The sequence below is a fragment of the Nonomuraea sp. ZG12 genome (assembly GCF_052068115.1).
Classification (GTDB): Bacteria; Actinomycetota; Actinomycetes; order Streptosporangiales; family Streptosporangiaceae; genus Nonomuraea.
This window is the reverse complement of sequence record NZ_JBQHCW010000021.1, coordinates 12301-37516: the sequence shown is the minus strand read 5'-3', so window position 1 is coordinate 37516 and position 25216 is coordinate 12301. Positions and strand designations below refer to the sequence as shown.

Here is a 25216-nt window from a genome sequence, read left to right as displayed (position 1 = left end):
CTCCTACCGAGGTCTGAGCTAGCCGACGAGGGCCTCGGTGATCTGACGGGTGGTCTGCGCGGCGATCCTCGGGTTGACGGCGGCATAGGTGGTGTAGGCGTTCAGACCGGTGGCGAGGGCCCAGCCGCGACCCCGGGTCCAGGTGGCGTCGTCCACACCGAGGGCGGCGCGGAAGGCGGCCCGGCTGCCGGCCGACATCAGGGTGAAGGCGATGGTCAGGTCACAGGCCGGATCGCCGATGCCGAGCCCGCCGAAGTCGATGACCGCGCTGAGCCTGCCGTCGACGGTCAGCAGGTTGCCGGTGTGGAAGTCGCCGTGGAACCAGACCGGCGGGCGATCCCAGCCAGGGGCGCTGACGGCCGCGTTCCACAGTCCGGTCATGGCGGTGGCGTCGAACACGCCGCCGACCTCCGCGATGGCGGCCCGCGTCGCGCGGTCCCGGTCCGTCAGCGGCGGGCCGGTGAGGGCCTCCACGGCTGGTACGTCCGCGGAGGTGAACCGCTGAAGGGCGGCCAGGAACGCCGCCAGTTCGACGGCGGCCGAGGACGAGTCGGCCAGCGCCTCGACGGTCGCCACCTCGCCCTCCAGCCAGCCGGACACCGCCCACCGCCACGGATAGCCGAAGTCGGGCTCGCCCACTCCTACCGGCACCGGGATGGCCAGGGGCAGTCGTGGGGCGAGCCGGGGCAGCCACTCACGTTCCTTCTCGGCCTGGCCGATGGCGCCGGCGTGGCGGGGCAGCCGGACGGACAGCTCTTCGCCCAGCCGGTAGATCACATGGTCCGAGCCAGCCGGATCGAGGAGCTTCAGCGGCAACGCGGCCCACTGCGGAAACTGCGTATCGACCAGCCTTCTGACCAGTGGGGCATTGATCGTGGGGCGGGTGTCCGCGGTCTCCGAGGTCGCCAAGAGCAACTCCTGCGATCGGCCCACTCCGTACGGCGGGCGGCCCGACCATCACAGTGCACCGTGGGCCCGCCTGTCGACCGAATATTTCTCGAGGTGGCAGCGCCAGGTCGGACCGGTGAGGAGTCAGGGCCTCACCGCTGTTTCCCGATGAACTCGCGCAGCCAGTGGAAGCTCGTCTTCTCGGTACGGGCCTGGGTCTCGTAGTCGACGTGCACGAGCCCGAATCGGGCGGCGTACCCCCGGGCCCACTCGAAGTTGTCCAGCAGCGACCAGCAGAAGTAGCCGCGCACGTCCACGCCGTCGGTCATCGCGGCGCGGATGGCGGCCAGGTGGTCGCGCAGGAAGTCGACGCGGCCGGTGTCGTCGAGAGTCCCGTCGTCGCCGTAGCCGTTCTCGGTGATGAAGATCGGCGGCAGCGCGGGGTAGCGCCGGGCCAGGTCGAGGAGGGTCTGGTAGAGCCCCAGCGGTTCCATCGGCCAGCCGAGTCCGCTGGTCGCCGCGCCGTCGGGAGTGACGCTGCGCACCCCGAGGTCGAAGGCGGAGCGCAGCGCGGGGTCAGCCTGCTCGTACGGCGCGGCGGCGGCGTGGATGCGGTAGTAGTAGTTGACTCCCAGGAAGTCCAGCGGGGTGCCGATGATCTCCAGGTCGCCCTCGCGGCGGAAGGAGAAGTCGCTGATCGCGCCGAAGGTCTCCGCCATGTCGGACGCGTAGGCGCCGAGCAGCAGTGGGTCGGTGAACTGCCGGTTGACCAGCAGGTCCATCTTGCGCGCCGCGTCGGCGTCGGCCGCCGAGCCGGTCGCGGGCACCGTGGGCGACATGTTGAGCGTGATGCCGACCTGCTGCCCCGGCCGCGCCTGTGCCCGTAGCCTGGCGGCCGCGAGGCCGTGGCCCACCAGCAGGTGGTGGGCGGCGGCGAGCGCGCCGTGACCCTCGCGCGCGCCGGGCGCGTGCCGGCCCTCGGCGTAGCCGACGATGGACGAGCAGTACGGCTCGTTCAGCGTGATCCACTGGGACACCGTGTCGCTCAGCGCCTTGTGCGCGATCTCGGCGTAGTCGGCGAAGCGCTCGGCGGTGTCGCGGTCGCGCCAGCCGCCGCGGTCCTCCAGCGCCTGGGGCAGGTCCCAGTGGTAGAGGGTGACGTACGGCTCGATGCCGCGCTCGCGCAGGGCGTCGGCGAGCCGGCGGTAGAAGTCGAGGCCGCGCTGGTTCACCCGGCCGTCGCCGTCGGGCATGATCCTGGGCCAGGCCAGCGAGAAGCGGTAGGCGCCGGCGCCGAGCCGGTCCATCAGCTCCACGTCCTGCTGCCAGCGGTGGTAGTGGTCGCAGGCGTGCTCGCCGCTGTCACCCCTGGCCACCGCGCCGGGGACGCGGCAGAACGTGTCCCAGATCGACGGCCCGCGCCCGTCGGTGTTCACGGCGCCCTCGATCTGGTACGCCGCGGTCGCCGTACCCCACACGAACCCGGTGGGGAAGGCCGTACGTTCCCGGGTCATCCCTTGATCGCCCCTGACATGATTCCCCCAATGATCTGACGGCCCAGCGCGGCGAAGACGGCCACGATCGGCACGATCGCGAGCACGGTGCCGGTGAGCACGAGCGCGTAGTCGGTGGTGTAGCCGCTGGCCAGGCTGGAGAGCGCGACCTGGACGGTCGGGTTCTCCGGCGTGAGGACGACCAGCGGCCAGAAGAAGTCGTTCCAGGCCTGCATGAAGGTGAACAGGCCGAGCACGGCGGCGGCCGGGCGGGCGGCGGGCAGCACGACGTGCCAGAACAGCCGCAGCGTGCTGCACCCGTCGATGCGACCGGCCTCCAGCAGCTCGTCCGGAATCGCGCTGGAGAGGTACTGGGTCATGAGGAAGACGCCGAACGCGGTGACCAGGCCGGGCACGATCACCGCCTCCAGCCTGCCGGTCCAGCCGAGCTCCCCCATGAGGATGAACAGCGGGATGATGCCGAGCTGCTGCGGCACGGTGGTGGTGGCGATGGCCATGACGAGCAGTACGTTGCGCCCGCGGAAGCGCAGCTTGGCGAAGGCGAAGCCGGCCAGCGTGGAGAACAGCACGACCGAGACGGTGACCGAGCTGGACACGATGACGGAGTTGAGCATCGCCTGGCCGAACGCGGTGGTGTCGAAGACCCGGGCGATGTTCTCGAACAGGTGGCCGCCGGGGGTGAGGACCGGCGGGACGCTGGCGATGGCGTCGTTGTCGTGGGAGGCCACGACCAGCGACCAGTAGATGGGGAACAGCGAGCCGAGCAGCACGGCGACGAGCGCGGCGTAGGTCCAGAACCCGGCCCCTTGGGGGTTCAGGCTGCGTCGGAGGGAGGCGGCGGTTGCCATGTCAGCTGCTCCTGATCCTGCGCGTGATGGCGAAGTTGACGAGCGCCATGACCACGATGATCACGCAGAGGGTCCAGGCGATCGCCGAGGCGTAGCCGAACTCGTACATGCTGAAGCCCTGCTCGTAGAGGTAGAGGCCGACGGTCTGGAACTGGCGGTCCGAGCCGCCGGTCGGGTTGCCGGTGCCGGCCTGGAACAGCAGCGGCTCGGCGATGATCTGGAAGCCGCCGATGGTGGACACGACGGCGGTGAAGATGATCGTGGGGCGGAGCATCGGCACGGTGATCTTCCGGAACTGGGTGAACTGGCTCGCGCCGTCCAGCCGGGCCGCCTCGTACAGGTCCTCGGGGATGGTCTGCATGGCGGCCAGGTAGATGAGGGCGTTGTAGCCGGTCCACCGCCAGATGACGATCAACGAGATCGCGATGTGCGAGGAGAGCGTGCCGGCCTGCCAGTCGATCGGATCCAGGCCCACCAGTTCGAGGCCCCAGTTGACCATGCCGAAGTCGCGGCCGAAGAGCTGGGCGAAGATGATCGTGACCGCGACGATCGAGGTCACGTTGGGCAGCAGCACGCCCATCCGGAACAGCGTACGAGCGCGCAGCCTGCGGTTGAGCATGTGCGCGATGAACAGCGCGGCCAGCAGCTGCGGCACGGTGGACAGCAGCCAGATGCTGACGGTGTTGAACAGCGCGTTCCAGAAGTAGTCGTCGGCCAGCAGCTCGGTGTAGTTGGCCAGCCCCACCCACTCGCGGGCCGGGTCGAGCAGGTTCCAGTCGGTGAGGGAGACGTAGGCGGTGTACAGCAGCGGGAACATGCCCACCGCGCCGAACAGCAGGAAGAACGGGGCGATGTAGAGGTACGGCGAGCCCTTGACGTCGAGCTGGTAGGCCCAGCGGCGCCGTGGCCCTGATCTGACGGAGGTCATGGTCGGCTCCTCGGGGGATGGGATGGCGACGGCGGGCCCCCCTGACGGCCTGCCGTCGCCTGGCTCACTGATCGGCGCGCGTCACTTGCTGATGCGCTCGACGTCCCCGAGCATCTGCGTCCACGCTGCGGCGCCGTCCTGCTTGCCCTCCTCCACGCGGTTGATCGCGTCGCGGATGGCGGTCTGGATGTCACCGGCCCGCGGGCCCTGGTACTGCGGCTTGAGGTTGCGGGCGGCGGTGGTGAAGATCTCGCCGATCGGCGCGTCGTTGAAGAACTCGTGCTTGAGCCCGGTCACCTCGGGCTTGTCGTAGGTGGCGACGGTCGAGGGCAGGATGCCGTGCTTGGTGAACACCTCGATCTGCTGTTCGGGTGCCGTCAGCCAGGCGATCAGCGCCACGGCCTCCTTCGTGTGCTTGCTCTGGGCGGGGACGGTCAGGTAGGAGCCGCCCCAGTTGCCGCCGCCGCCGGGGATGGCGGTGACGTCCCACTGCCCGGCGAAGGCCTTGCCCTGGTCCTGGATCTTGGCGAGCATCCACGCGGGGCAGGCGATGGTGGCGAACTGGCTCTTGGCGAAGCCGGTGTTCCAGGCGGGCGAGCTGCCGACGAGCTTGGCCGACTGGCCGTCGGCCACGGCCTGGAGCACCTCGTCGTAGGCGGCGCGGACGGCCGGGTTGGTGCCGACCACGACGTTGTCCTGGGTGTCGTAGTAGCCGGTCTCGGCCTGGCCGATCATCGCGTTGAACACCTGGGGGCCGCCGTCGAAGAACGCCGCGCCTTCGGGCTTCTTGGCGGTGTAGCGCTTGCCGGCCTCGAAGTAGGACTTCCAGTCGGGCCAGAGCTTGGCGACCTCGTCACGGTCGGTGGGCAGCCCGGCCTTCTTGAACAGGTCGCGGCGGTAGCACATGGCCAGGCCGCCGACGTCGGTGCCGTAACCGATCTGGGCCCCCGACTTGGCCAGCGACGCCTCCCACTTCCACGGCAGCCAGCGGTCCTTGAGCTGGTCGGCGCCGTGCTGGCGCAGGTCGGCGAAGTGCTGGGGCTGGTTCCTGAACTGGGCGATGAAGCCGGTGTCGATCGCCTCGATGTCGGCGGTGCCGCTGTTGGTGGCCAGGTGCGAGGCGAGGTTGCGGTGGTGGTCGTTGTACGCCGACGTCCTCTCGACGATCTTGATGTTGGGGTTGGCCGCCTCGTACTTGGCGTAGAGCTCCTTGAAGCCCATGTTGCCGAACAGGTTGAGGGTCAGGGTGATCTTGCTGTCGGTCGGCGTGGAGCTCGTGGAAGGGGAGCCGCCGCAACCGACGGCGAGCATGCCGACGGCCAGCACTCCGGCGGCGAGACGGATTCGTCCAGCAGACACCTGGGACTCCTTCTGAGGAGAGAAAGGGTGACTGCGAGATGCGATGAAAGGCCGAGCCCCGCGGCAACGGTGCGGCATCAGCCTGTCAGTGGGTCATCTCACATACCGCCGCCACCTTCTGTCAAGTCACAGAAATGTCACGCGCCGGAAATCCACGGTGACGGGTTGACACGGCGTGGGCGCTGAGATTACTTTCATGAAACCGGTTACATGAAACCGGTTTCAGCGAGATGCGATAACGTACGTCCGTGGCAACGATTCGAGAGCTGGCGCGCCTTTGCGGGGTGTCGCCGGCGACTGTCTCCCGCGTGTTCAACAACCCTGAGGTGGTGAACTCACAGACCCGCGAGCTCATTCTCAGCACCGCGGCACGCATCGGATACCTGCCCAACGAGTCGGCCCGCACCCTGGCCACCAAGAGGTCCCACACGGTCGGCCTGATCTGGGACACCGACCACCGCCGCCCCGGCTGGCGGCACCCGTTCTTCCAGGAGATCCTCATCGGGCTGAAGACCGCGCTGAGCGAGCGCGGCTATCACCTGCTCATGCTCGCCACCAGCGAGGACGGCACGCCCGACAGCTTTCTCCGCGCCGTGCGCAGGCACAACCTCGACGGCGTGGTCTTCATCGACAACGGCAGGGCCGACCCCTCGCTCGAGCCGCTGGCAAGGTCGGAAGTGCCGTGCGTCTCCCTCGACCGGCCGATCCAGGGACCGTGCACCACCTACGTGACCTCCGACAACGTGGGCGGGGCGCGCGAGGCGGTCCGCCACCTGCACGCGACCGGGCGCCGGGTCATCGCCACCATCACCGGCCCGGTCGGCACCCGGCCGGGCGAGGAGCGGCTGCGCGGCTACCTGGAGGAGCTGACCGCGCTCGGCCTGCCGCACCGGCCCGAGCTGGTCGTCGAGGGCGACTTCTACCTGTCCAGCGGCTACGCCGCGATGCGCGCCCTGCTGGAGGTGGACGAACGGCCCGACGCGGTGTTCGCCGCGGGCGACGAGATGGCGATCGGCGCGCTGCGGGCCGTGGCCGAGGCGGGGCTGAAGGTGCCCGAGGACATCGCGCTGGTCGGATTCGACGACATCGAGCTGGCCGCGCTGGTGCCCCCGGGGCTGACGACGCTGGCCCAGGACAAGGCCGGGTTCGGCACGGCGGCGGCCGCGGCGGTCATCAAGATGATCAACGAAGGCGGCACCCCTCGCCCGCGGATCCTGCCCACCCCGCTGGTCGTCCGCGGCTCCACCGGGTCCTGAGGCGATCAGTCGCTGAAAGGACGACCTTTCAGCGACTGACCGACGCTCCTAATCGCAGTGTTCGAAGGGGCTGGTGTACGTGCTGCTGCCGATCGAGCCGCCCCACTTGACGCACTGACCGGGTGCGGTGCGCTTGACGGGCCCCGCGTAGTAGGCGAAGCTGCCCGAATCTGTCGTCCGGCTCGCCCCTTGGGGTTCGAGGAAGGCCGACATCGCCGACGCCGTGCCGCCGTTCGTCTTCACCGTCGTGACGCAGTTGGAGCCGCTGCCCGAGTTGTAGAGCAGGTAGGCGCGGCCACCGGTGAGGGCGGCCGAGTCGATGACCGCGTACCCACTGCCGCAGATCTCCTCGGGGGTGTAGTCGCTGCCGCCCCCGCCGCAGCCGTTGGTGCTCTTGACGGCCTTCTTCTGCCCCAGGGACACGGTCACGCCGTCCACGGTCGGGCTGGTGTCCATCCCGCCGCCGGAGGTCCGCTGCTCGTAGTGGAGGTGTGGAGCCGTGGAGCCGCCCGTCGAGCCGACGGTCCCGATCGCGGTGCCCTGGCTGACGCTCATGGAGCCGCCGGCCGACCTCACCATGGTCGCGAGGTGGGCATAGCGGGTTCTGGTGCCGTCGCTGTGACGGACCTCCACCCACTTGCCGTAGCTGGTGCTGCCCGTGTCGGAGAAGTACGCGGTGCCCGAAGCGGTGGCGCGCACGGTCTCACCGTTGATGGCGTCGCTTCCGTAGTTCTGCCAGTCGAGGGAGCCCGAGGGGTTGTGGCCGGGGGACCAGTTGTTGGCATTGAAGGTCTTCCCGCAGTTGAACGGGCTCTTGTGGGACACGGCCAGGACGGCGGTGCTCTGGGCTGAGGCGGGCTGGGGGGTCAGCGCCGCCGCGAGAGGGACCAACAGGGTAAGAATGAGAGTCTTCGGCCAAGCGGTTGCGGGCATGCTCACCTCTCTGAACAGGATTCCGGAGCAGACGGTAATCAAGGGCCCGCATAACATCCGCATAGCGTTCGCATATCCCCGCCCCGGTCCCCCGTGCGAGCTACTCGCGAGTGTCCACCGCACGGTGACGATTACCGGTCGTCGAATCCGTAGCGTTCTCGACGTGGCCGCGATGCTCCGGCCGCAGGATCTCCCAGAGGAGTCGTCATGCGACTGTTGCAGCAACTCGTGGCCATCGCGGCGGTCGCCTTCGTCGGCAGCGTGGGGGTGGGCGCGGCACAGGGGCACGCGTCCCTCACCATGATCCTCGGCGTCGCGACCGCCGCTCTGCTGGTGTTCGCGGACGCCTGGGTGATCCAGCGGTCAGAGCGCCCCGACCCGGTGGAGGCGGCCGGGAAGGCCGACGCGACCGCTACGCTCTCCCAGTGATCGATCTCCGACGGGTCCAGGACCTGTGGCGTCGGTGTGACGTCACCGTCCGGGATCTCCCGTTCGCGCTGCTGTTAGCCGCCGTGTCACTGCTGCCCGCCTCCCACGGCAGCGGGACGCAGTTCGAGGGCCTGCCGACCCGTCCCTTCGACGCACTGGCCGTGCTGCTGACCATCCTCCAGGCCCTCCCGCTCACCGTGCGCCGGCGGTGGCCGTCCGTCTGTCTCGTCCTGGTGTCGCTCGGCTTCGCCCTCGACCAGATCGGCGGATACCACTCGGTGGCGACCGTCGCGCTGCCCATCGCGGTCCTGAGCGCGGGCGCCCATCTGGAACGTCACCGGCGCGTCTCCGCAATCCTCGTCTCGCTGGCGTACCTTCCGTTCGCGGTCGCCCTCTACCGGCTCGGCTCGACCGAGGAGCCGACGGAATTCGCGCTGTTCTACCTGGCACTGGTTTTCGTGTGGGGCATCGGGGCCTGGCTGCGCTCCACCCGTGCCGCCGAGGCCGAACGCCGCAGCCGCATCGCCGAGGCCACCCGCGCCGCCGAACGCACCCGCATCGCCCGCGAACTCCATGACGTCGTGACCCACCATGTGACGGCGATGGTCGTACAGGCTGAGTCGGCGCGCTATCTGACCGCCGCTCCCGAACGCCTCGACGCGACCCTCAGCGCCGTCACCGACACCGGCCGGCGGGCCATCGCCGACCTGCGGCACCTGCTCGACCTGCTCAACCCCGACCATGACACCGACGTCAGGACGCCGTCCGTCGGCGAGCTCCGGACGCTCGTGGAGCAGACGGGTCTGGCCGGGCAGCCGGTGGAGTTCACCGAGGAGGGCGAACAGGCGGAATCCGCGGGCAGCGCGGAGTTCGTGGCCTATAGGGTCGTGCAGGAGTCCTTGACGAACGCCCTCAAATACGCCCATGGCGCCCGCACCGCGGTCCACGTGCGCTATGGCGAAAAGGAGATCACCGTGGAGGTCAGCACTGACGGTTCCGGCTCGCGAGCCGGCTCTCCTGGCGGGAGCGGGCGGGGCCTCGCCGGGCTCCGCGAGCGGGTCGACGCCCTGGGCGGCGAGTTCAGCGCGGGCCGCCGGTCGGACGGCGGCTTCGTCGTACGGGCGAGTATCCCCGCGGGGAGCCCGTCGTGACCGCGCCGGTACGGGTCCTGATCTGCGACGACCAGGCGCTGATCCGTACCGGATTCGCGACGATCATCGACGCGCAGCCCGACCTCGAGGTGGTCGGCGAGTGCGGGGACGGTCAGGCCGGGGTCGACCTCGCCCGCAAGCTCAACCCGGACATGGTGGTGATGGACGTACGGATGCCGGTGCTCGACGGCATCAAGGCCACCCGCCTGCTGGCCGGCGCCGGGGTGGAGCACCCCATCAAGGTGCTCGTGGTGACGACGTTCAACCTGGACGAGTACGTGTACGAGGCACTGCGCGCGGGGGCGAGCGGGTTCCTGCTCAAGGACGCCCCGCCGGCGCAACTGCTGCACGGCATCCGCACCGTCGCGGCAGGCGCCGCGCTGCTGGCGCCCGAGGTGACGCGACAGCTCGTCGGCAGGTACGCGGCGCGCATCCGCCCCACGGAGGGCACCCCTGAAGACGCGGCGCTGACCCCGCGCGAGCTGGAGGTGCTGCGCCTCATCGCCGACGGCCAGTCCAACAGCGAGATCGCCGCCACGCTGGTGATCAGCCACGAAACGGTCAAGACGTACGTGTCACGCATCCTTACCAAGCTGGACCTGCGTGACCGGGTGCAGGCAGTGGTGTACGCGTACCGCAGGGGTTTGGTGACCTAGAGCGGTATCTTTCCGGGCTTCAGATTCCTCCCACCCGTTGACCGTCCGAGGGGTGGGCCGCCCCGCCTTCCTGAGAGCGTGCTGCCGGGTGAGGCCACTGGCGGCGAATAAGGGGGCCAGGTCGCTGATGGACGGGTGCGAAGGGCAGGGCCGGTTTAAGATCAAATGGTGCGAACTGGATACAGCGAGGCCTTGACGATGCTCGGGTACGTGCTCGGCATGATCGCTGTTTCAGTACTTTTGGAAGGGCCGTTTCGGGGCGGTGGGCAGTCGGTGAAGGAAGTACTGTTCACGTGCTCGGTGCTGTTCCAGGTCGCGTTCCTCTTCGGATTGGTCCGGCTTCTCTTCCGTGGGTTGCGCTGGGGCGGTCGCGTCTCCGTACGTCGGTGGCGGATGGCAGTTACGCGGGGCCCATCCGGATCGCCGGGCCATTGAGGGCCCTCAAGCGAAAAGCTGCGCAACAGGTCTTGGGAGTCAGCGCGTGACCCGATCCGGCAAGGTCCTCTACGTCATCGTGTGTGCCGCAGGCCCCGCCCCCGACGTCGGCGGGCTGGTCGCGCGGGCGCAGGGCGACGGCTGGACCGTTCAGGTCGTCGCCACCCCGTCCGCGCTCGACTTCATCGACGTCCCTGAGCTGGAGCAGCGGACCGGCCGGCCCGTCCGCAGCCGGTACCGCAAACCGCACGAGCCCAAGTCCCCCCGCGCCGACGCCATCATCGTCGCCCCGGCCACTTACAACACGATCAACAAGTTCGCCCAGGGCGTCGCCGACACCTACGCCCTCGGCCTTCTCTCCGAGGCGCCCGGGCTCGGCATCCCGGTCGTCGTCCTGCCCTTCGTCAACACCGCCCTGGCCGTACGCGTCCCCTTCCAGCGCAGCGTCGACCAGCTACGAGCAGAAGGCGTACGGGTGCTGCTCGGGCCCGGTGAGTTCGAGCCACACCCGCCGAGCTCCGGCCCCGAGCAGATCGACGCCTTTCCCTGGGATCTCGCGCTGGCGTGTCTGGCCCCGCGATTCCTCGAAGATCCACCCATCTCTTGTGATGTACCCCCCTTCGGTATCTCGGGAAGGATGCTGAGCTGATGGTGAAGTTGGTCGGCCTGCAATTTTCCTATGAGAGACAGGTTCACACTCTCGTCATCGATATAAGGCCCGGCAATCAGCCGATCGTCGCCATCTCACATCGCTAGCCAGGTGTCGTGATAATCCGTCCAGTGCGCTGCTCGGGCACGGAGCGCCTCAACAAAGATTAGGTGCCCGCCCTGCAGCGATGGCTCCGAGCCCAACCACTCAAATTCATTTATGGCTTCATGACGTTACGTGCTCGGTTACGGCATCGGGTTTATGCAAGTCATTCAGCCGCCTCGCTGCCGAGGCCCTGCCGCGAGGCGATCGCCTTGGAACGATCCATAGGCGAGTTCCTCCGAAGGCTGCCAGCATCGTCGGACGACCTGAAAGGTGGGATGACATGAGTGAGCTCGGGGTTCGGCCGAACGAGACGATGGTGCCGTTGATGCCGTGCGCGTCGGTGGAGGAAACGCTGGCGTTCTATGAGGCGCTGGGTTTCGTGGCCACGTACAAGCAGAGCAAGCCGTACGTCTATCTGGCGCTGGAGTGGAGCGGGGTGCATCTGCATTTCGGCCCGGCGCCCAAGGGGCTGGATCCGGCTCGGGAGGAGTCCGGGGGCTGCCTGGTCATGGTCGACGCGGTCGCGCCGTACCATGCGGCGTTCGTCGCGGCGATGCGCCGGACGCATGGGAAGGTGCTGAGCTCCGGTCTGCCGCGGATCACCCGCTACCGGCCGGGGGCGTCCCGGTTCACGCTGATCGATCCGTCGGGGAATTCGATCATCTTCATCCAGCGCGACGAGCCGGCCGAGCTGGAGTACGGCGGCTCGAAGAAGCTGACGGGCCTGGCCAAGGTGCTCGACAACGCCCGGATTCTGCGCGAGTTCAAGAACGATGATCTGCAGGCCTTCCGCGCGCTCAAGTCCGGGGTGCGCAGGCACGGCGCGGATGCCCCGGTGGCCGAGCTGGCCATCGCCCTGTGCCTCCTCATCGACCTGGCCACGGTCCTCGGCGAGCCCACCGACCCGTGGGCGACCGATTTGCGCGATCTGGAGCTCAGCCCCAGCGACAGACAGCGCATCGAGTCGGAACTCGGACATCTCGCTGGTCTCCAGGAGTGGCTTCCCTGAGAGGGCTCGCGGAATTGTCGGTCGGCCCGGCTAGCGTCTGTTTCTCCAAGGAATAGCGTTATTCCTTTTCGCGGACGTCAGAAAGGAACCCTGTGGGTCTATCAGGCAGGACCGGGGGGCTGGTGGCCATTATGGCTTTGGCATTCGGCACCCTTGTCCCGGCGGCGCATGCCGTACCGAAAGCGGCTGTTTCAGCCGCGAATACGCATGGCTCGATGTCCGAAACGGCTCAGACCGCCGTGGGGAAGGTCACCATCTTCTTCGAGCGGACCACCCGGACGAAGTGCCCGTTGACCTTCAAGGTCCACGGCACCTTCGAGGGGCTTCCGCCCGGCATGCAGGTCATCCGGTACCGCCTCGTCGGCACCGAGCAGTGGAAGAGCTTCAAGGTGCCGTCCAACCACGGCGGGGTGTTCACCACCGTGCTGGAAACGCTCGACTGGGACCATGAGACGGGCCGGACCTCGGTCCAGATCGAGCTCGGCGACGGCCTCACGTCCAACGCTCTGTACTACTTCGAGTGCGGTGGGCCGGGCGAGGGTGAGACGTTCGGCACGACCGCAGAGGACATCCCGCTGACCGCCGCCGGAGGTCCGCTGGTCGAGCTGGTCGCCGACGCCTACCTGGACGCGGTCCAGGCCGCCTCCGGTGCGGAGGTGGCCCTCGTCAGCAGGTACGGGATGTGGAGAGGGCTGGACACTGGGCCGGTCACGTACCAGGAACTGAGGGACACCCAGCCGGCGGGGCTCCATGTGGACGTGGCCGCGGTGACCGGCGCGGAACTCAAGCGATTGCTGGCTTATCCGGGGCCCAAGGGCTGGGTGCTGACCCCCTCGGCCGGGCTTCGCTACACGGTGGAGGGCGGGGTCGTCACCGAGATCACCCTGAACGGCGCTCCGGTGACCGACACGCAGGAGATCAAGGTCGCGGCCAACTACGTCCTGATGGGCGGCGGGCAGGGCTTCCCGGCATGGGACAGCACCACGGTCTTCCTCGGTGGACCGGACGACCGGGGAGCGCTGGCGTCCTACCTCGCGAAGAACTCGCCGGTGCAGGCGCCGCAGGGGGACCGCGTCACCATTCGATGACTGACACCGAGGCCGCGCCCTTGTCCGACGGGTGGGCGGTGATGCCGCGATTGCGCGGATGCCGTCGGCTCGCTCGTGACGAGTAGGCCTTGTCGTCTCGGACGCGGTCGGGCGAGTACATGCCCGACCGCGCCCGGTGGGCCGGTAGACCTGGGCCGCCCAGGCGCGGTCAACGTGCCTGGGCGGACTCAGGCATGCAGGGTGGGCCGGTAGGTGAGCTCCTGGGTGTGGCCGTCGAGTGTCCGGCTCTCGATCAGTTCGAGGTCGAAGTCGGCCGCGCCCCGGAAGATCGGGTCCAGCCCGGTCCGACCGGTGATCACCGGGAAGATCGTCACCTGGACCCGGTCGACGAGGCCGGCGGCCATCAGGGCCCGGTTCATCGACAGGCTGCCGTGTGAGCGCAACGGCACCTCCGACTCCTCCTTGAGCCGGGCGACGACGTCGACCGCGTCGCCGCTCACGACGGTCGCGTCCGGCCAGTCGAGGGGGCCTTCCAGCGTGGACGACACCACCGTCGCCGGCAGGTTCCTCATCCGGGTGACCCATGGGTCACGCACCTCGGACTCCTCGGTGCTCGTGGCCAGCATCTGCGCGAACGACCGATACGTGGTGGCCCCGAAGACCATCCGCTGCTCCTCGCCGTACAGGGCGAGGCGGTGGTCGAGCAGCTCGGGGCCTTGCTTGCCCCAGTAGCCGCCCCAGGCGCCGTCGTTGGAGCCGAAGCCGTCGAGGCTGGTGAAGACGTCGAAGGTGTAGGTAGCGGTCATGATGCTCTCCTTGAATGTTCAGACGGGAAAGACGGCGGGCGGGAGGAAGTCAGTGACGAGCTCGGCCAGGTGGTGCAGCGAGTTGATGAGATGCTCGGGGCCGAACGGCGGGAACTGGAGGTACTCCCGGATGGACCGGGGCACCGCCGACCAGTCGTAGGTGAGCGTGACCTCGGTCTCGGACGGACCGAGCGGCGCCAGGTCGTAACGCCAGAGCCAGCCGCCGAACTCCAGGTGACCGTCGCCCTTGTCGTACCCCGTCAGCCAGCCGATTGCGCGCGGCGGGTCGAGCACCTGGACCTTGTTGACCACCTGGTAGTCACCGTTCGGATGGCCGGCGTGGTGCATGTCCATCCGGAAGATCTGCCCGGCCTCGGTCAGCGGCGTCCGGCTGACAGATTCCTGGACCCAGCCGGTGCCGTCGATCGCGGAATGGGTGGTGGGGTCCGCCAGCACCGCGAACACCTTCGCGGCGGGCGCGGCGATCGTCAGGGTGGCGCTCACGTTCTCCTGGTCCACGGTGTGCACGCTCCTTGTCATCTCGTCGTCATCTCTTCTCGGCTCCTCGCCCCAGGCGTGCCCGTCGTGACCGCAGGAAGGCTCGTTCGGTGTCGTTGCCGGCCAGGGCGATCGCCTCGTCGTAGGCGGCGACGGCGTCGGTGGTACGGCCGAGGCGGGTGAGCAGGTCCGCGCGGGTGGCGGGCAGCAGGTGGTAGCCCGGCAGGTCCAGCTCGTCGACGGTGGCCAGCGCCCGCGCCGGTCCGTACACCTCGGCGACGGCGACCGCGCGGTTGAGCGCGACGATCGGGGTCGGGGTGTGCCGTAGCAGCTGGTCGTAGAGCGCCAGCACCTGCGCCCAGTCGGTCGCCGGCCCGTCCGTGTGCACGGCGTTGATCGCGGCCTGCAACTGGTACGGCCCCGGCTGATCACGGCGCAGGCACCGCCGTACCAGCTCATGTCCCTCGGCGATCAGCTCCCGGTTCCACAGCGAGCGGTCCTGCTCCGCGAGCACCACCAGCTCTCCCGACGGCCCCACCCGCGCGGGCCGCCGGGCTTCGGTGAGCAGGAGCAGCGCCAGCAGCCCGATCGCCTCCGGCTCGTCGGGCATCAGCCCGGCCAGCTCCCTCGCCAGGCGAACCGCCTCCAGGCACAGGTCCGTACGCAGCAGCTCCCCGGAAGTCGAGGCGTATCCCTCGTTGAAGACCAGGTAGAGCACGGTGAGCACCGAGGTCAGCCGATCGGGGAGCTCGGCGGCGTCGGGCACCCGGTAGGGGATGCCGGCGTCGCGGATCTTCTTCTTCGCGCGGACGATCCGCTGGGAGACGGTCGCCTCCGGCACCAGGTAGGCGCGCGCGATCTCCGCCACTTCCAGCCCGCCGAGCAGACGCAGGGTGAGCGCGGTCCGCGCGAGCGGCGACAGCGCCGGGTGGCAGCAGGTGAAGATCATGCGAAGCTGGTCGTCGCGCACCGCTCCCACCTCCTCTGGTTCGTCGGGCTGGTGCAGCAGCAGCGCCTGCGCGTGGCGGGCCTCGCGGGTGGATTCCCGGCGCAGGCGGTCGATCGCCCGGTTGCGGGCGGTGGTCACGATCCACGCGCCGGGATTGGGCGGCGTCTCGTCCCACTTCTGGACGGCCACCGCGAACGCGTCCTGTACGGCCTCCTCGGCGAGCCCGATGTCACCGAGGAGGCGTGTCAGCGTGGCCACGCACCGGCCGTACTCCGCCCGGTAGACGCCGTCCAGGTCCAGCTGTCCCATCCGTGCTCATCCCCACTGCGCGTCTTCGAACGGGCGCACCTCGATCGGCTGCCCGCAGGCCAGCGCGCACTTCTCGGCCCAGGACAGCGCCTGGTCCAGGTCGTCGCACCGGATCACCCAGAACCCGCCGAGCTGCTCCTTCGTCTCGGCGAACGGGCCGTCGGTCATCGTGGTCGTGCCGTCGCCGGGGCGGACGACCGTGGTGGCGTGCGAGGGCAGCAGGCCGCCGACGAACACCCACGAACCGGCGGACTGCATGTCGGCGGTGACCTTGGCCGTCCGTTCCCGCTGCTCCTGCATCTCCTCATCGGACGGCGACGGCGCGCTCTCGTCGAACTGGACGGCGAGCAGGTACTTCTTCATGGCGAACTCCTTGAGCAAGTGACGGACATCGTGCGTGGTGACCGGCCCGTTGCGGCCTCTCATCTTGGCTACGAACGCGCTCGACGCCATTCGACACCTCCACGGCAGAAATCTCGCCCTGACCGCTCCGAGTCGGAGGGAACCAGGACGCCGGTACCCCTGGCTATACCTCGATTGGAGTGCACGCGGGAGCGACTGGGAGGGGCGCGAGTGGTGTGCTGATCACTGTCAGTCAAACGCTCCTTCCAAGGGAAATCGAAATGACAGTCAACAGCCCGCCGGGCGCCGAGCAGGATTCACGTCAGACCGGGATTCGGGGCTTCATCCGCCGCCGTCCGCTCATCAGTTTCTTCGTCCTGGCCAATGTGATGAGCTGGGCCGCCTGGGTGCCTTATATTCTGTCGGCGACCGGCCTGGGGGTATTAGATTTCACCTTCCCTCAGCTGCTCGGCGGCACACAATTGCTCGGCGTTCTCCCCGGCGCCTATCTCGGCCCGATTCTCGCCGCGTTCATCGTGACCGCGGTCGCGGACGGCAGGGAAGGCATCCGCCGCTGGCTCAGGCGGATGACGAAGTGGCGGGTCAGCTGGGTCTGGTATCTCGTGGCCGGGCTCGGCGTTCCCGCCGCCATCATCGCCACCGGTGTCGCGGTGTCCGACGGAGACGTCCACATGCCGTCCACCATGGTGCTGGTGGCCTATCTGCCGAGCCTGGTGATCCAGATGGTCACCACCGGTCTGGCCGAAGAGCCCGGCTGGCGGGACTTCGCCCTGCCTCGCATGCAGCGTAAGTTCGGTCCGCTGGGCGGCACTCTCATTCTCGGCCCGCTGTGGGGCCTGTGGCACATGCCGCTGTTCCTGAGCGAGTGGGGCGGCTGGCCGGACGTCACCTGGATGAGGGTCGGCGAGTTCGTCGCCTTCTGCGTCGCCTTCAGCGTGGTCGTCACGTGGGTGTTCAACCGGACCGGTCAGAGCCTGCCGCTGATCATGCTGCTGCACGTCAGCGTCAACAACTTCATGTCGGTCGTCTACTCGGACATGTTCCCGTCGATCGCCAGCGCCGAGCAGGCGTCCCACGTCACCCTGCTCGCGGGCGCCACAGCAGCGTTCGTGGTGCTCGTCGCGACCCGTGGCCGACTCGGCTACCGTCCAGCCGAGGACCCCACCCCGGAGGTCGCCCATCAGAGCTGACCGACAGCCGTGCGGAACGCGGGGCGTGGGACCGATACTGGTCCCACGCCGCTCCGCGTCGACAGCCGTTACGGGAGACTCGTTGAACGCCGGTCCTACCGCCCGGACTCCTTACCTGCGACTCCAGGCCGACTACATCGGCCGAGTCGGGGTTGAGGTCGGGATCTTCGTCGCCGTCGACCACCTGCGGCGCAAGAGCCTGCTCACGCCGGAGGAAGAGGAGCTCTACTTCGACATCGACGACTGGTTCCGCGAGCACCTACCGGCGCCGCCGTTCTACGCGGACGGGAACAGCATCGGCGCGGTCACCTGGTTCAAGCGCGCCACCGCCGGCGCGATGCTCGCCCGGCTGGAGCCGTTGCGCGACCTCCTCACGGTGTACGGCGTGCGGTGCGATCTCGTACGCGCGAGCGACCCCGGGACACTCGTCTACGAGGACGAGTATCAGGTCGGGGTGATCCCCAGAGTCCGGAAGCCCGCGACACCGCTGCCGCCTGGCGTCGTACTCGGACCGACCACCTCAGGCTCCAAGCGGCACCTCGCCCGCCGCCCTGACTGAACCCGTACCTGACTACGGCGCGCCGGACACCTCGAGGCCGGTGAGGTCCGCCATCGACTTCGGCAGGCTGGTGAGCTGGTTGCCGTCCAGGTAGAGCCTGATGAGCGTGGTGAGGTTCCCCATGGATTCCGGCAGGCTGGTGAGCTGGTTGCCGCTCAGGTAGAGCCCGGTGAGCGTGGGGAGGTCTCCGATCCAGTCGGGCAGGTCGGTCAGCTGGTTGTCGCGCAGGTCGAGTTCGGTGAGGGCGGTGAGGTTCCGCATGGATTCCGGCAGGGTGGTCAGCCGGTTGCCGCTCACGTTGAGCCGGGTGAGCGTGGTGAGGTCCGCCAGCCAGTCGGGCAGGTGGGTCAGCTCGTTGTCGCACAGGTAGAGCTCGGTGAGGGCGGAGAGGTTCGCCATCCAGGTGGGCAGGTCGGCCAGCCGGATGTCGTTCAGGTAGAGCCCGGTGAGCGCGGTGAGGTCCCCGATCCAGTCGGGCAGGTGGGTCAGCGGGTTGCCGCCCAGGTAGAGCATGGTGAGTGCGGTGAGGTTCCGCATGGACTGCGGCAGGGCGGTGAGCTGGTTGTCGCTCAGGTAGAGCCCGGTGAGATCGGTCAGGTTTCCGATCCAGTCGGGGAGGCGGGTCAGCTCGTTGCCCATGAGGTCGAGCACGGTGAGTGCGGTGAGGTTCCCCACCCAACCCGGCAGGTCGGTCAGCTGGGTGTCGTCCAGGGAAAGCTCGGTGAGCGCGGTGAGGTTCCCCAGGGACTCCGGCAGGGCGGTGAGCTGGTTGCCGCTCAGGTAGAGCCCGGTGAGGCCGGTGAAGGTGCCGATCCAGTCGGGGAGGCGGGTCAGCTGGTTGTCGCGCAGGTCGAGATCGGTGAGCGCGGTGAGGTTCCGCATGGATTCCGGCAGGCCGGTCAGCTGGTTGCCGTCCAGGTCCAGCTCGCTGAGCGCGGTGAGATTCCCGATCCATGCGGGCAGGTCGGTCAGGTGGTTGCCGTCCAGGTCGAGTCTGGTGAGCGCGGTGAGGTTCCCCATGGACTCCGGCAGGTCGGTCAGCTGGTTCCAGTCCACGCGGAGCTTGGTGAGCGCGGTGAGGTTTCCGATCCAGCCGGGCAGCACGGACAACTTGTTGACGTGCAGGGAAAGCGCGGTGAGCGCGGTGAACTCACCCAGCCAGGCCGGTAACTCGGTGAGCTGGTTGTCCGACAGGTCAAGACGGGTCAGCCCGGTGAGATCCCGTACGGAATCGTCCACATGGGTGAGCTCGCGTCCCGACAGATCCAGCGACGTCGCCCCACTGGCTCGCGCGGCCGCGATCACCTCATGAACCGTATCGCCCATCCTCACATGTCCCTTCGTCATCAGCGAATGCCAGGAGCCCTCACCCTTCCCGAGCGCCGATTCCAGTCTCACCCCCCGTCCTCCGATTCGCGGCGTTTTCGAGCGCCGCGAACCTTCCTTCCTTGGGTCGCATCTAACCCAGATGTACGCACGGCTCCGAAACAGGTCCAGAAAGGGCACCCCAGATGCGATCGAAGCTCGCCACGCTGTTCCTCGCGACGATGGCCGCCGGCAGTTGCATTTTCGCCGCCGCCGCACCCGCCTCGGCCTCGGACACCCAGGTCGGCAAGCGTAAATGGATCAGCTCCGAAAGCGGTTGGCAGCGGTCGGGCGTCTTCGTCGAGCCCGGCGACCTCGTGCGGGTGGCCCACGTCGGCGGCAGGTGGACGGTCGACCACCGCAGTTTCCCCTACGTGTCCTCGCGCGGGTACCCCTGGCACATCGACCGCGAGATCTTCCAGGGATGCAAGATCCTCAACCGCCACACGTACGGCACGCTGATCGGCAGGATCAACGGGCACGTCTTCAAGGTCGGCGGCGCGACCACCTTCCGGGTACGCGAGGAAGGCTTCCTCCAGCTGCGCATCAACGACGGCGACGGTTGCCTCGGCGACAACGACGGCGCCGTCCGTGTGAAGGTCTCCATCATCGACGAGGGCTAGGGGAGTGCTGACAACTGATCATGGCGCGGAAGCCGAGCAGGCGATGGGCGACGACGCTGCTGATAGGCACCGCCCTCGCGTCGTCGCCGTCCTGCGGGATCGCCGATGAGGAGCGATTCGCGCGCTCCATGGAGAGCATGGAGCAGGCGGCGCGGATCGCCGGGCCAGGGGGCGGATCGACGGAGAATCCGCAGGAGATCGGCGGCTTCGCCTTCGACGACGTCTATCGAGACGGGGACCGGGTCTACTTCAAGCTGGGCGATCATTCCAACGTGGACCCTTACGGCTACGTGTGGAGCCCGAAGGTCCCGCCGGCCGACGATCCCGGCGACGCGACGGCGTCGAGCTTCGAGCACATCCAGGGGCACTGGTACCGGTGGAGCGAAAGCTATTGAGCGTCCAGGCCGACCGGCTCCGGCCGGCCTGGACGTCAGTGGATGATCAGACGAGGTCGAACCGGTCCAGGTTCATCACCTTGTCCCACGCGGCGACGAAGTCCTTGGCGAACTTCTCCTTCGCGTCGTCGCTCGCGTAGACCTCCGCGAGCGCGCGCAGCTCGGAGTTCGACCCGAAGATGAGGTCGACCCGGCTGCCGGTCCACTTGACCTCGCCGGTGGCGGAGTCGCGGCCCTCGAACGTGTCCTCCGCCGTCGCCTGCCACGTCGTGCCCAGGTCGAGCAGGTTGACGAAGAAGTCGTTGGTCAGCGACCCGGGGGTCGTGGTGAAGACGCCGAGCGGCGACTGCTGGTAGGTGGCGCCCAGAACGCGGAGGCCGCCGACGAGCACCGTCATCTCGGGAGCGCTCAGGGTCAGCAGGTTCGCCCGGTCGATCAGCAGGAACTCGGCCGGCAGCCGGTTGCCCTTACCGAGGTAGTTGCGGAACCCGTCGGAGGTCGGCTCCAGCGCGACGAACGACTCCACGTCCGTCTGCTCCTGCGAGGCGTCCACGCGGCCCGGCGTGAAGGGCACCTCAAGGTCGAAGCCCGCGTCCTTGGCGGCCTGCTCGACGGCCGCGCAGCCACCGAGCACGATCACGTCGGCCAGCGAGACGCGCTTGCCGCCGGTCTGGGCGGCGTTGAAGGCCTTCTGGACGCCCTCCAGGGTGCCCAGCGCCAGCGCCAGCCGGTCGGGGTCGTTGATCTCCCAGCCGTTCTGCGGCTCCAGGCGGATGCGCGCGCCGTTGGCGCCGCCGCGCTTGTCACCGCCACGGAAGGAGTACGCCGACGCCCACGCGGTCGACACCAGCTCGGACACCGACAGGCCCGAGGCGAGGAGCTGCGCCTTGAGCGAGGCGATGTCCGCCGCGTCGATGAGCTCGTACGTCACCTCGGGGAGCGGGTCCTGCCACAGCAGCGTCTCGGCCGGCACTTCCGGCCCGAGGTACCGTACGGCCGGGCCCATGTCGCGGTGGGTCAGCTTGAACCAGGCACGGGCGAAGGCGTCCGCGAACTCGTCCGGGTTCGCCAGGAAACGCCGCGAGATCTGGTCGTAGATCGGGTCCACGCGGAGCGCGAGGTCCGTCGTCAGCATCGTCGGCGCGTGGCTCTTCGAGGCATCGTGCGCGTCGGGAACGGTGCCCGCCCCAGCGCCGTCCTTCGGCTTCCACTGGTGCGCGCCGGCGGGGCTCTTGGACAGCTCCCACTCGTAGCCGTACAGGATCTCGAAGAAGCTGTTGTCCCAGGTCACCGGGGTGTTCGTCCAGGCGCCCTCAAGACCGCTGGTGATCGCGTCGCCGCCCTTGCCGGTGCCGAACGTGCTCCGCCAGCCGAGCCCCTGCTCCTCGATCGAGGCGGCCTCGGGGTCGTCGCCGACGTGGTCCGACGGGCCCGCGCCGTGGGTCTTGCCGAACGTGTGACCGCCCGCGATCAGGGCGACCGTCTCCTCGTCGTTCATCGCCATCCGGCGGAACGTCTCACGGATGTCGCGGGCCGAGGCGAGCGGGTCCGGGTTGCCGTTCGGGCCCTCCGGGTTCACGTAGATGAGACCCATCTGAACCGCGGCCAGCGGGTTCTCCAGCTCCCGGTCACCGGAGTAGCGCTCGTCGCCGAGCCAGGTGGACTCCGGGCCCCAGTAGACGTCCTCGTCGGGCTCCCAGACGTCCTCACGACCGCCGGCGAAGCCGAAGGGCTTGAAGCCCATCGTCTCCAGGGCGACGTTGCCGGAGAGAATCAGCAGGTCAGCCCAGGACAGCTTCTTGCCGTACTTCTTCTTGACCGGCCACAGCAGGCGGCGCGCCTTGTCCAGGTTCGCGTTGTCCGGCCAGCTGTTGAGGGGGGCGAAGCGCTGCTGACCGGCGCCTGCGCCGCCGCGGCCGTCGCTGATCCGGTACGTCCCCGCGCTGTGCCAGGCCATCCGGACGATGAGCGGGCCATAGTGGCCGTAGTCGGCCGGCCACCAGTCCTGCGAGGTGGTCAGCACCTCCGCGATGTCCCGCTTCACGGCGGGGAGGTCCAGGCTGTTGAACGCCTCGGCGTAGTCGAAATCCGCACCGAGGGGGTTGGCCACGGCCGGGTTCTTGGCGAGGACCTTCAGGTTGAGCCGCTCCGGCCACCACTGGCGGTTCCCGCCACCCTGCGTCGGGTGCGGCGCGCGGACCGGGCAGCCGCCTCCGCCCTCCTGCTTCGCGTCGGTGACGATTGCATCATGGTTCTCGGACATGGAATCCTTCCGGGATTTACGGTGCTCAGGCACTGCGGGCGGTGGAACAGGCGGGGCACAGGCCCCAGTAGATGACCTCGGCCTCGTCGATCGAGAAGCCGTGGTCGTTGGACGCGGTCAGGCAGGGGATCTCGCCGACCGCGCAGTCGACGTCCGCGACGACACCGCACGAACGGCACACGACGTGGTGGTGGTTGTCCCCGACACGGCCCTCGAACCGGGCCGGGCTGCCGGCCGGTTCGATGCGCCGGACGAGTCCCGCCGCGGTGAGTGCGTGAAGGGCCTCGTAGACGGCCTGAAGGGAGACATGGCCCACCCGATCGCGCACCCCGGCGGCGAGCGCCTCGACGTCGAGGTGGTCGCCCTTCCGGACGGTCTCGAGCAGCGCGACACGGGCGGCGGTCACCCGCAGGCCCGCACCACGCAGCTCCTCAGCGGTGGTCGGAGTACTGGATGCGGTCATAGGGCCACACCTGCCTACATAAACGTGAATAGTGCAAGATAACGAATAATCCAAGGATAGAGCAGGCTACGTCAACGGCTGTCCTGGTGCGAGCTGGATGCCGATCGCTCGCTCGGGCCGGCGATTGACGGCCTGGCCGGGAGCGCCGCCGCCCACGCTTCTTGAGCCGGCACCCCGGATCAGGCCGGGACGGCTCGCCAGGATTCCACGGTCGCGTCCACGATGGCGTGGATGCGGCGCCCGTACGCCGCATGTCCGTCAGAGACGAAACTGTCGTTGACGTACGGCAACTCGCAGAACGTGGCGCCGAATTGCCCAGGAGACCCGCCGACCGGCAGCGGCGCGTACGGCGCCAGCGGCCGCATGTCGTACCCCGACTGAGCCTTGTGATTGTTCCGGGCCACCTGATGGCGCCCCATGCGGATCAGCGCGTCCAGGCCCTGGTCCAGGTAGAACTGCAGCCAGCGGTACTGACCGTCGAGGTACTTCTCGTGAGCCCTGGCAGGATGCTGCAGCCGTCGCACCGCAGTCGCACTGATCCACGCGGGGACTGTCTGCCATGGTCCGCAACATAGGCGGCGGTTCACCCCGTTGTCGACGGCATTTCCGCGCCACACCCGAAGCGTCGTCAGGCCCGGGTGCGGAGCCGGGCGTACGCCGCGGGGGTCGTGCCGACGGCGGCGGTGAAGTCGCGGGTCAGGTGGGCCTGGTCGGTGTAGCCGAGCTCGGTGGCCAGCGTGGCGAGGTCGAGGCCCTCGTAGACCCGCTCCGCGGCCTCGTACAGCCGGAAGCGGCGGATCACCCACTTGGGGCCGATGCCGACATAATCCCGGAACAGTCGCTGCAACGAGCGCACCGACCGTCCCGATCGGGCGGCCAGCTGGTCGACCCTGGTCATGGACACGTCGCTCTCCACCAGCGCGACCAGCGCCTCGGCCTCCTCGACCAGCGGATCCGGCTCCGGCTCCAAGCTCCGCAGGAACGTCTCGACGCGCGCGACGGCGGCACGGGGGTCGGACTCGGCCAGGACCTGGTCGACCACGGCCGCGCCCGCTGCGCCGTACATGTCGCTGATCTCCACGAAGCCGCCGGTCAGCTCGGAGACGGGGCGGCGCAGGAACGGGCGGAAGCCGCCGGGGCGGAAGCGAGTGCCGAGCGCGCGGCCGCTGGCCCGCATCGTGTAGGAGAAGCCGCCTCTGATCACGCCCGCGATCCGGTGGAAGTCGGACGTGATGGTCATGTTGACCGTGGGGTGGGAGACGATGCGCTGTTCGTACGGCTCGGCGAGGTCGGTCCAGGTGACGACCCAGAAGTGGTTCACGAATGCGGAGATCTCGGGTGAGGGTGTGTGGCGGGCGTAGTCGAAGGCCGCCAGTCCGGCGTACGGGTCGACCCAGCCGCGCTGTCGCGTTTCTACAAGCCGCCCTTCGGGCGGGCGGGACAACATGGCTGCCATGGATGACATGATGCCGCTGATGGCGCGCGCCACCGAACGCACCTCTCAAGTGGTGCGCAGGGTGCGTGAGGAGCAGTTCGGGACGCCGACGCCGTGCGCGAAGTTCGACGTCAAGGAGCTGATCCACCACCTGGAATGGGTGGCGGAGCTGTTCGAGTCGCTGGGCCGGATGGGGCTGCGCGTCGAGCAGGGGCCGTACGCCGGCGACTTCCCCGAACGGGCGGAGCGCACCCTCGCCACCTGGTCGCGGCCCGAGGCGTGGGAGGGGACCAGCCCCGGCATGGGCCTGCCGATGACCGCGCTGGGTCACATGTACCTCGTCGACCTGGTCGTGCACGGCTGGGAGCTGGCCAGGGCCACGGGTCAGCCGTACGAGCCGGAGCCCGGGGCGGTCTCGCGGGCGCTGGAGTTCACCGGCCAGATGGCGGAGATGGGCAGGCGGCGCGGCGCTTTCGGGCCGCCGGTGGCGGTGCCGGACGACGCCCCTGAGCTCGACCGCCTCCTCGGCATCGTCGGCCGGGATCCGGCCTGGACCCCTTGATCATCCTGTCGGGCGAGACAGGACAACCCCCCACAATCAGCCCACGGGGCGGCCTATGGCGATATTTACCGAGAAATCGGGTCTTTCTGGAAGATCTCTACATATCGTGATCTAGCCCTTGATCACTGCGACGGCCACATGCACACTTGCGCAAGAATCTCCGGTTTACACAGCGTCCTCGGAGGCATGATGGCTCAAGTCAAGCGCATGGCCACGCCGCCACGCCG

General features: G+C 68.7%; 27 protein-coding genes. 12 read left to right on the top strand and 15 right to left on the bottom strand.

Annotated features, from left to right (window positions below; translation table 11 throughout):
* Window positions 1-18: 18 nt before the first annotated feature.
* The 5 genes from ACTMTF_RS37405 to ACTMTF_RS37385 all read right to left on the bottom strand — a co-directional run bounded on the left by ACTMTF_RS37405 (window position 19) and on the right by ACTMTF_RS37385 (window position 5537).
* Entirely contained in the window at window positions 19-909 is an 891-nt protein-coding gene (locus tag ACTMTF_RS37405) for an aminoglycoside phosphotransferase family protein (RefSeq protein ID WP_441114900.1), read from the bottom strand.
* 131 nt (window positions 910-1040) lie between these two features.
* Window positions 1041-2402, bottom strand: coding sequence for a GH1 family beta-glucosidase (locus ACTMTF_RS37400; RefSeq protein WP_441114899.1), 1362 nt, complete (start codon window positions 2400-2402; stop codon window positions 1041-1043).
* Window positions 2399-3250 (bottom strand): carbohydrate ABC transporter permease, encoded by an 852-nt coding sequence (locus ACTMTF_RS37395; RefSeq protein ID WP_441114898.1) that lies wholly within the window; start codon window positions 3248-3250, stop codon window positions 2399-2401. Before ACTMTF_RS37395 ends, ACTMTF_RS37400 begins: the two co-directional genes overlap by 4 nt.
* Window position 3251: 1 nt before the next feature.
* A complete protein-coding gene (locus tag ACTMTF_RS37390) occupies window positions 3252-4178 on the bottom strand; it encodes a carbohydrate ABC transporter permease (RefSeq protein ID WP_397013599.1) in 927 nt (308 codons plus the stop codon).
* A gap of 81 nt (window positions 4179-4259) precedes the next feature.
* Window positions 4260-5537 (bottom strand): ABC transporter substrate-binding protein, encoded by a 1278-nt coding sequence (locus ACTMTF_RS37385; protein WP_441114897.1) that lies wholly within the window; start codon window positions 5535-5537, stop codon window positions 4260-4262.
* A 248-nt stretch (window positions 5538-5785) separates the two neighbouring features.
* Between ACTMTF_RS37385 and ACTMTF_RS37380 the strand changes: the two genes are divergently transcribed.
* Window positions 5786-6793: a LacI family DNA-binding transcriptional regulator gene (locus tag ACTMTF_RS37380; RefSeq protein WP_441114896.1), complete on the top strand. Its 1008-nt coding sequence runs from the start codon at window positions 5786-5788 to the stop codon at window positions 6791-6793.
* Between the two features lie 48 nt (window positions 6794-6841).
* Here ACTMTF_RS37380 and ACTMTF_RS37375 read toward each other — a convergent pair whose 3' ends face one another.
* Entirely contained in the window at window positions 6842-7684 is an 843-nt protein-coding gene (locus tag ACTMTF_RS37375) for a M23 family metallopeptidase (RefSeq protein WP_441114895.1), read from the bottom strand.
* Between the two features lie 249 nt (window positions 7685-7933).
* Between ACTMTF_RS37375 and ACTMTF_RS37370 the strand changes: the two genes are divergently transcribed.
* From ACTMTF_RS37370 to ACTMTF_RS37345, 6 genes are all read left to right on the top strand, one after another.
* Window positions 7934-8155, top strand: a complete 222-nt coding sequence (locus ACTMTF_RS37370) for a hypothetical protein (protein ID WP_441114894.1) — start codon at window positions 7934-7936, stop codon at window positions 8153-8155.
* Window positions 8152-9306 carry a sensor histidine kinase gene (locus ACTMTF_RS37365; protein ID WP_441114893.1) on the top strand — a complete coding sequence of 385 codons (1155 nt, stop codon included), beginning with the start codon at window positions 8152-8154 and terminating at the stop codon, window positions 9304-9306. The genes ACTMTF_RS37370 and ACTMTF_RS37365 overlap by 4 nt, the downstream gene beginning before the upstream one ends.
* Window positions 9303-9962: a response regulator gene (locus ACTMTF_RS37360; protein WP_397013608.1), complete on the top strand. Its 660-nt coding sequence runs from the start codon at window positions 9303-9305 to the stop codon at window positions 9960-9962. Before ACTMTF_RS37365 ends, ACTMTF_RS37360 begins: the two co-directional genes overlap by 4 nt.
* A 481-nt stretch (window positions 9963-10443) precedes the next feature.
* Complete coding sequence (locus tag ACTMTF_RS37355) at window positions 10444-11046, top strand: flavoprotein (protein WP_441114892.1); 603 nt, start codon at window positions 10444-10446, stop codon at window positions 11044-11046.
* Window positions 11047-11431: 385 nt separating this feature from the next.
* Window positions 11432-12160: a glyoxalase gene (locus tag ACTMTF_RS37350; protein WP_441114891.1), complete on the top strand. Its 729-nt coding sequence runs from the start codon at window positions 11432-11434 to the stop codon at window positions 12158-12160.
* 215 nt (window positions 12161-12375) lie between these two features.
* On the top strand, window positions 12376-13248 hold the full coding sequence (locus ACTMTF_RS37345) for a 5'-nucleotidase C-terminal domain-containing protein (protein WP_441114890.1): 873 nt from the start codon (window positions 12376-12378) through the stop codon (window positions 13246-13248).
* A 188-nt stretch (window positions 13249-13436) separates the two neighbouring features.
* On the opposite strand, the gene ACTMTF_RS37340 is transcribed toward ACTMTF_RS37345, so the two are convergent.
* Genes ACTMTF_RS37340 through ACTMTF_RS37325 form a run of 4 tightly spaced genes read right to left on the bottom strand, consistent with a single transcriptional unit; the run spans window position 13437 to window position 16134 of the window.
* Window positions 13437-14015 carry a dihydrofolate reductase family protein gene (locus ACTMTF_RS37340; RefSeq protein ID WP_441114889.1) on the bottom strand — a complete coding sequence of 193 codons (579 nt, stop codon included), beginning with the start codon at window positions 14013-14015 and terminating at the stop codon, window positions 13437-13439.
* 18 nt (window positions 14016-14033) lie between these two features.
* Complete coding sequence (locus ACTMTF_RS37335) at window positions 14034-14555, bottom strand: SRPBCC family protein (RefSeq protein ID WP_441114888.1); 522 nt, start codon at window positions 14553-14555, stop codon at window positions 14034-14036.
* 7 nt (window positions 14556-14562) lie between these two features.
* Window positions 14563-15771, bottom strand: a complete 1209-nt coding sequence (locus ACTMTF_RS37330; RefSeq protein WP_441114887.1) for an RNA polymerase sigma factor — start codon at window positions 15769-15771, stop codon at window positions 14563-14565.
* A 6-nt stretch (window positions 15772-15777) separates the two neighbouring features.
* Window positions 15778-16134: a YciI family protein gene (locus ACTMTF_RS37325; RefSeq protein WP_441114886.1), complete on the bottom strand. Its 357-nt coding sequence runs from the start codon at window positions 16132-16134 to the stop codon at window positions 15778-15780.
* 260 nt (window positions 16135-16394) lie between these two features.
* On the opposite strand from ACTMTF_RS37325, the gene ACTMTF_RS37320 reads away from it, so the two are divergent.
* Complete coding sequence (locus ACTMTF_RS37320) at window positions 16395-17324, top strand: CPBP family glutamic-type intramembrane protease (protein ID WP_441114885.1); 930 nt, start codon at window positions 16395-16397, stop codon at window positions 17322-17324.
* Window positions 17325-17406: 82 nt separating this feature from the next.
* Window positions 17407-17883 (top strand): hypothetical protein, encoded by a 477-nt coding sequence (locus tag ACTMTF_RS37315; protein WP_441114884.1) that lies wholly within the window; start codon window positions 17407-17409, stop codon window positions 17881-17883.
* Between the two features lie 12 nt (window positions 17884-17895).
* Here ACTMTF_RS37315 and ACTMTF_RS37310 read toward each other — a convergent pair whose 3' ends face one another.
* Window positions 17896-19188 carry a leucine-rich repeat domain-containing protein gene (locus ACTMTF_RS37310; RefSeq protein WP_441114883.1) on the bottom strand — a complete coding sequence of 431 codons (1293 nt, stop codon included), beginning with the start codon at window positions 19186-19188 and terminating at the stop codon, window positions 17896-17898.
* 206 nt (window positions 19189-19394) lie between these two features.
* Between ACTMTF_RS37310 and ACTMTF_RS37305 the strand changes: the two genes are divergently transcribed.
* Together ACTMTF_RS37305 and ACTMTF_RS37300 are read left to right on the top strand one after the other, a co-directional pair.
* Window positions 19395-19871, top strand: coding sequence for a hypothetical protein (locus tag ACTMTF_RS37305; protein ID WP_441114882.1), 477 nt, complete (start codon window positions 19395-19397; stop codon window positions 19869-19871).
* A 20-nt stretch (window positions 19872-19891) separates the two neighbouring features.
* On the top strand, window positions 19892-20266 hold the full coding sequence (locus ACTMTF_RS37300) for a hypothetical protein (RefSeq protein WP_441114881.1): 375 nt from the start codon (window positions 19892-19894) through the stop codon (window positions 20264-20266).
* Between the two features lie 46 nt (window positions 20267-20312).
* Here ACTMTF_RS37300 and katG read toward each other — a convergent pair whose 3' ends face one another.
* The 4 genes from katG to ACTMTF_RS37280 form a co-directional block, all read right to left on the bottom strand.
* On the bottom strand, window positions 20313-22529 hold the full coding sequence (gene katG / locus ACTMTF_RS37295; RefSeq protein WP_441114880.1) for a catalase/peroxidase HPI: 2217 nt from the start codon (window positions 22527-22529) through the stop codon (window positions 20313-20315).
* Window positions 22530-22554: 25 nt separating this feature from the next.
* Window positions 22555-22992: a Fur family transcriptional regulator gene (locus ACTMTF_RS37290; RefSeq protein WP_397013625.1), complete on the bottom strand. Its 438-nt coding sequence runs from the start codon at window positions 22990-22992 to the stop codon at window positions 22555-22557.
* Between the two features lie 179 nt (window positions 22993-23171).
* On the bottom strand, window positions 23172-23516 hold the full coding sequence (locus ACTMTF_RS37285; RefSeq protein ID WP_441114879.1) for a DUF5946 family protein: 345 nt from the start codon (window positions 23514-23516) through the stop codon (window positions 23172-23174).
* A gap of 104 nt (window positions 23517-23620) precedes the next feature.
* A complete protein-coding gene (locus ACTMTF_RS37280) occupies window positions 23621-24448 on the bottom strand; it encodes an AraC family transcriptional regulator (RefSeq protein WP_441114878.1) in 828 nt (275 codons plus the stop codon).
* Here ACTMTF_RS37280 and ACTMTF_RS37275 point away from each other — a divergent pair.
* Window positions 24447-24989 (top strand): TIGR03086 family metal-binding protein, encoded by a 543-nt coding sequence (locus ACTMTF_RS37275; RefSeq protein WP_441114877.1) that lies wholly within the window; start codon window positions 24447-24449, stop codon window positions 24987-24989. The two genes, ACTMTF_RS37280 and ACTMTF_RS37275, sit on opposite strands and share 2 nt — an antisense overlap.
* Window positions 24990-25216 lie beyond the last annotated feature (227 nt).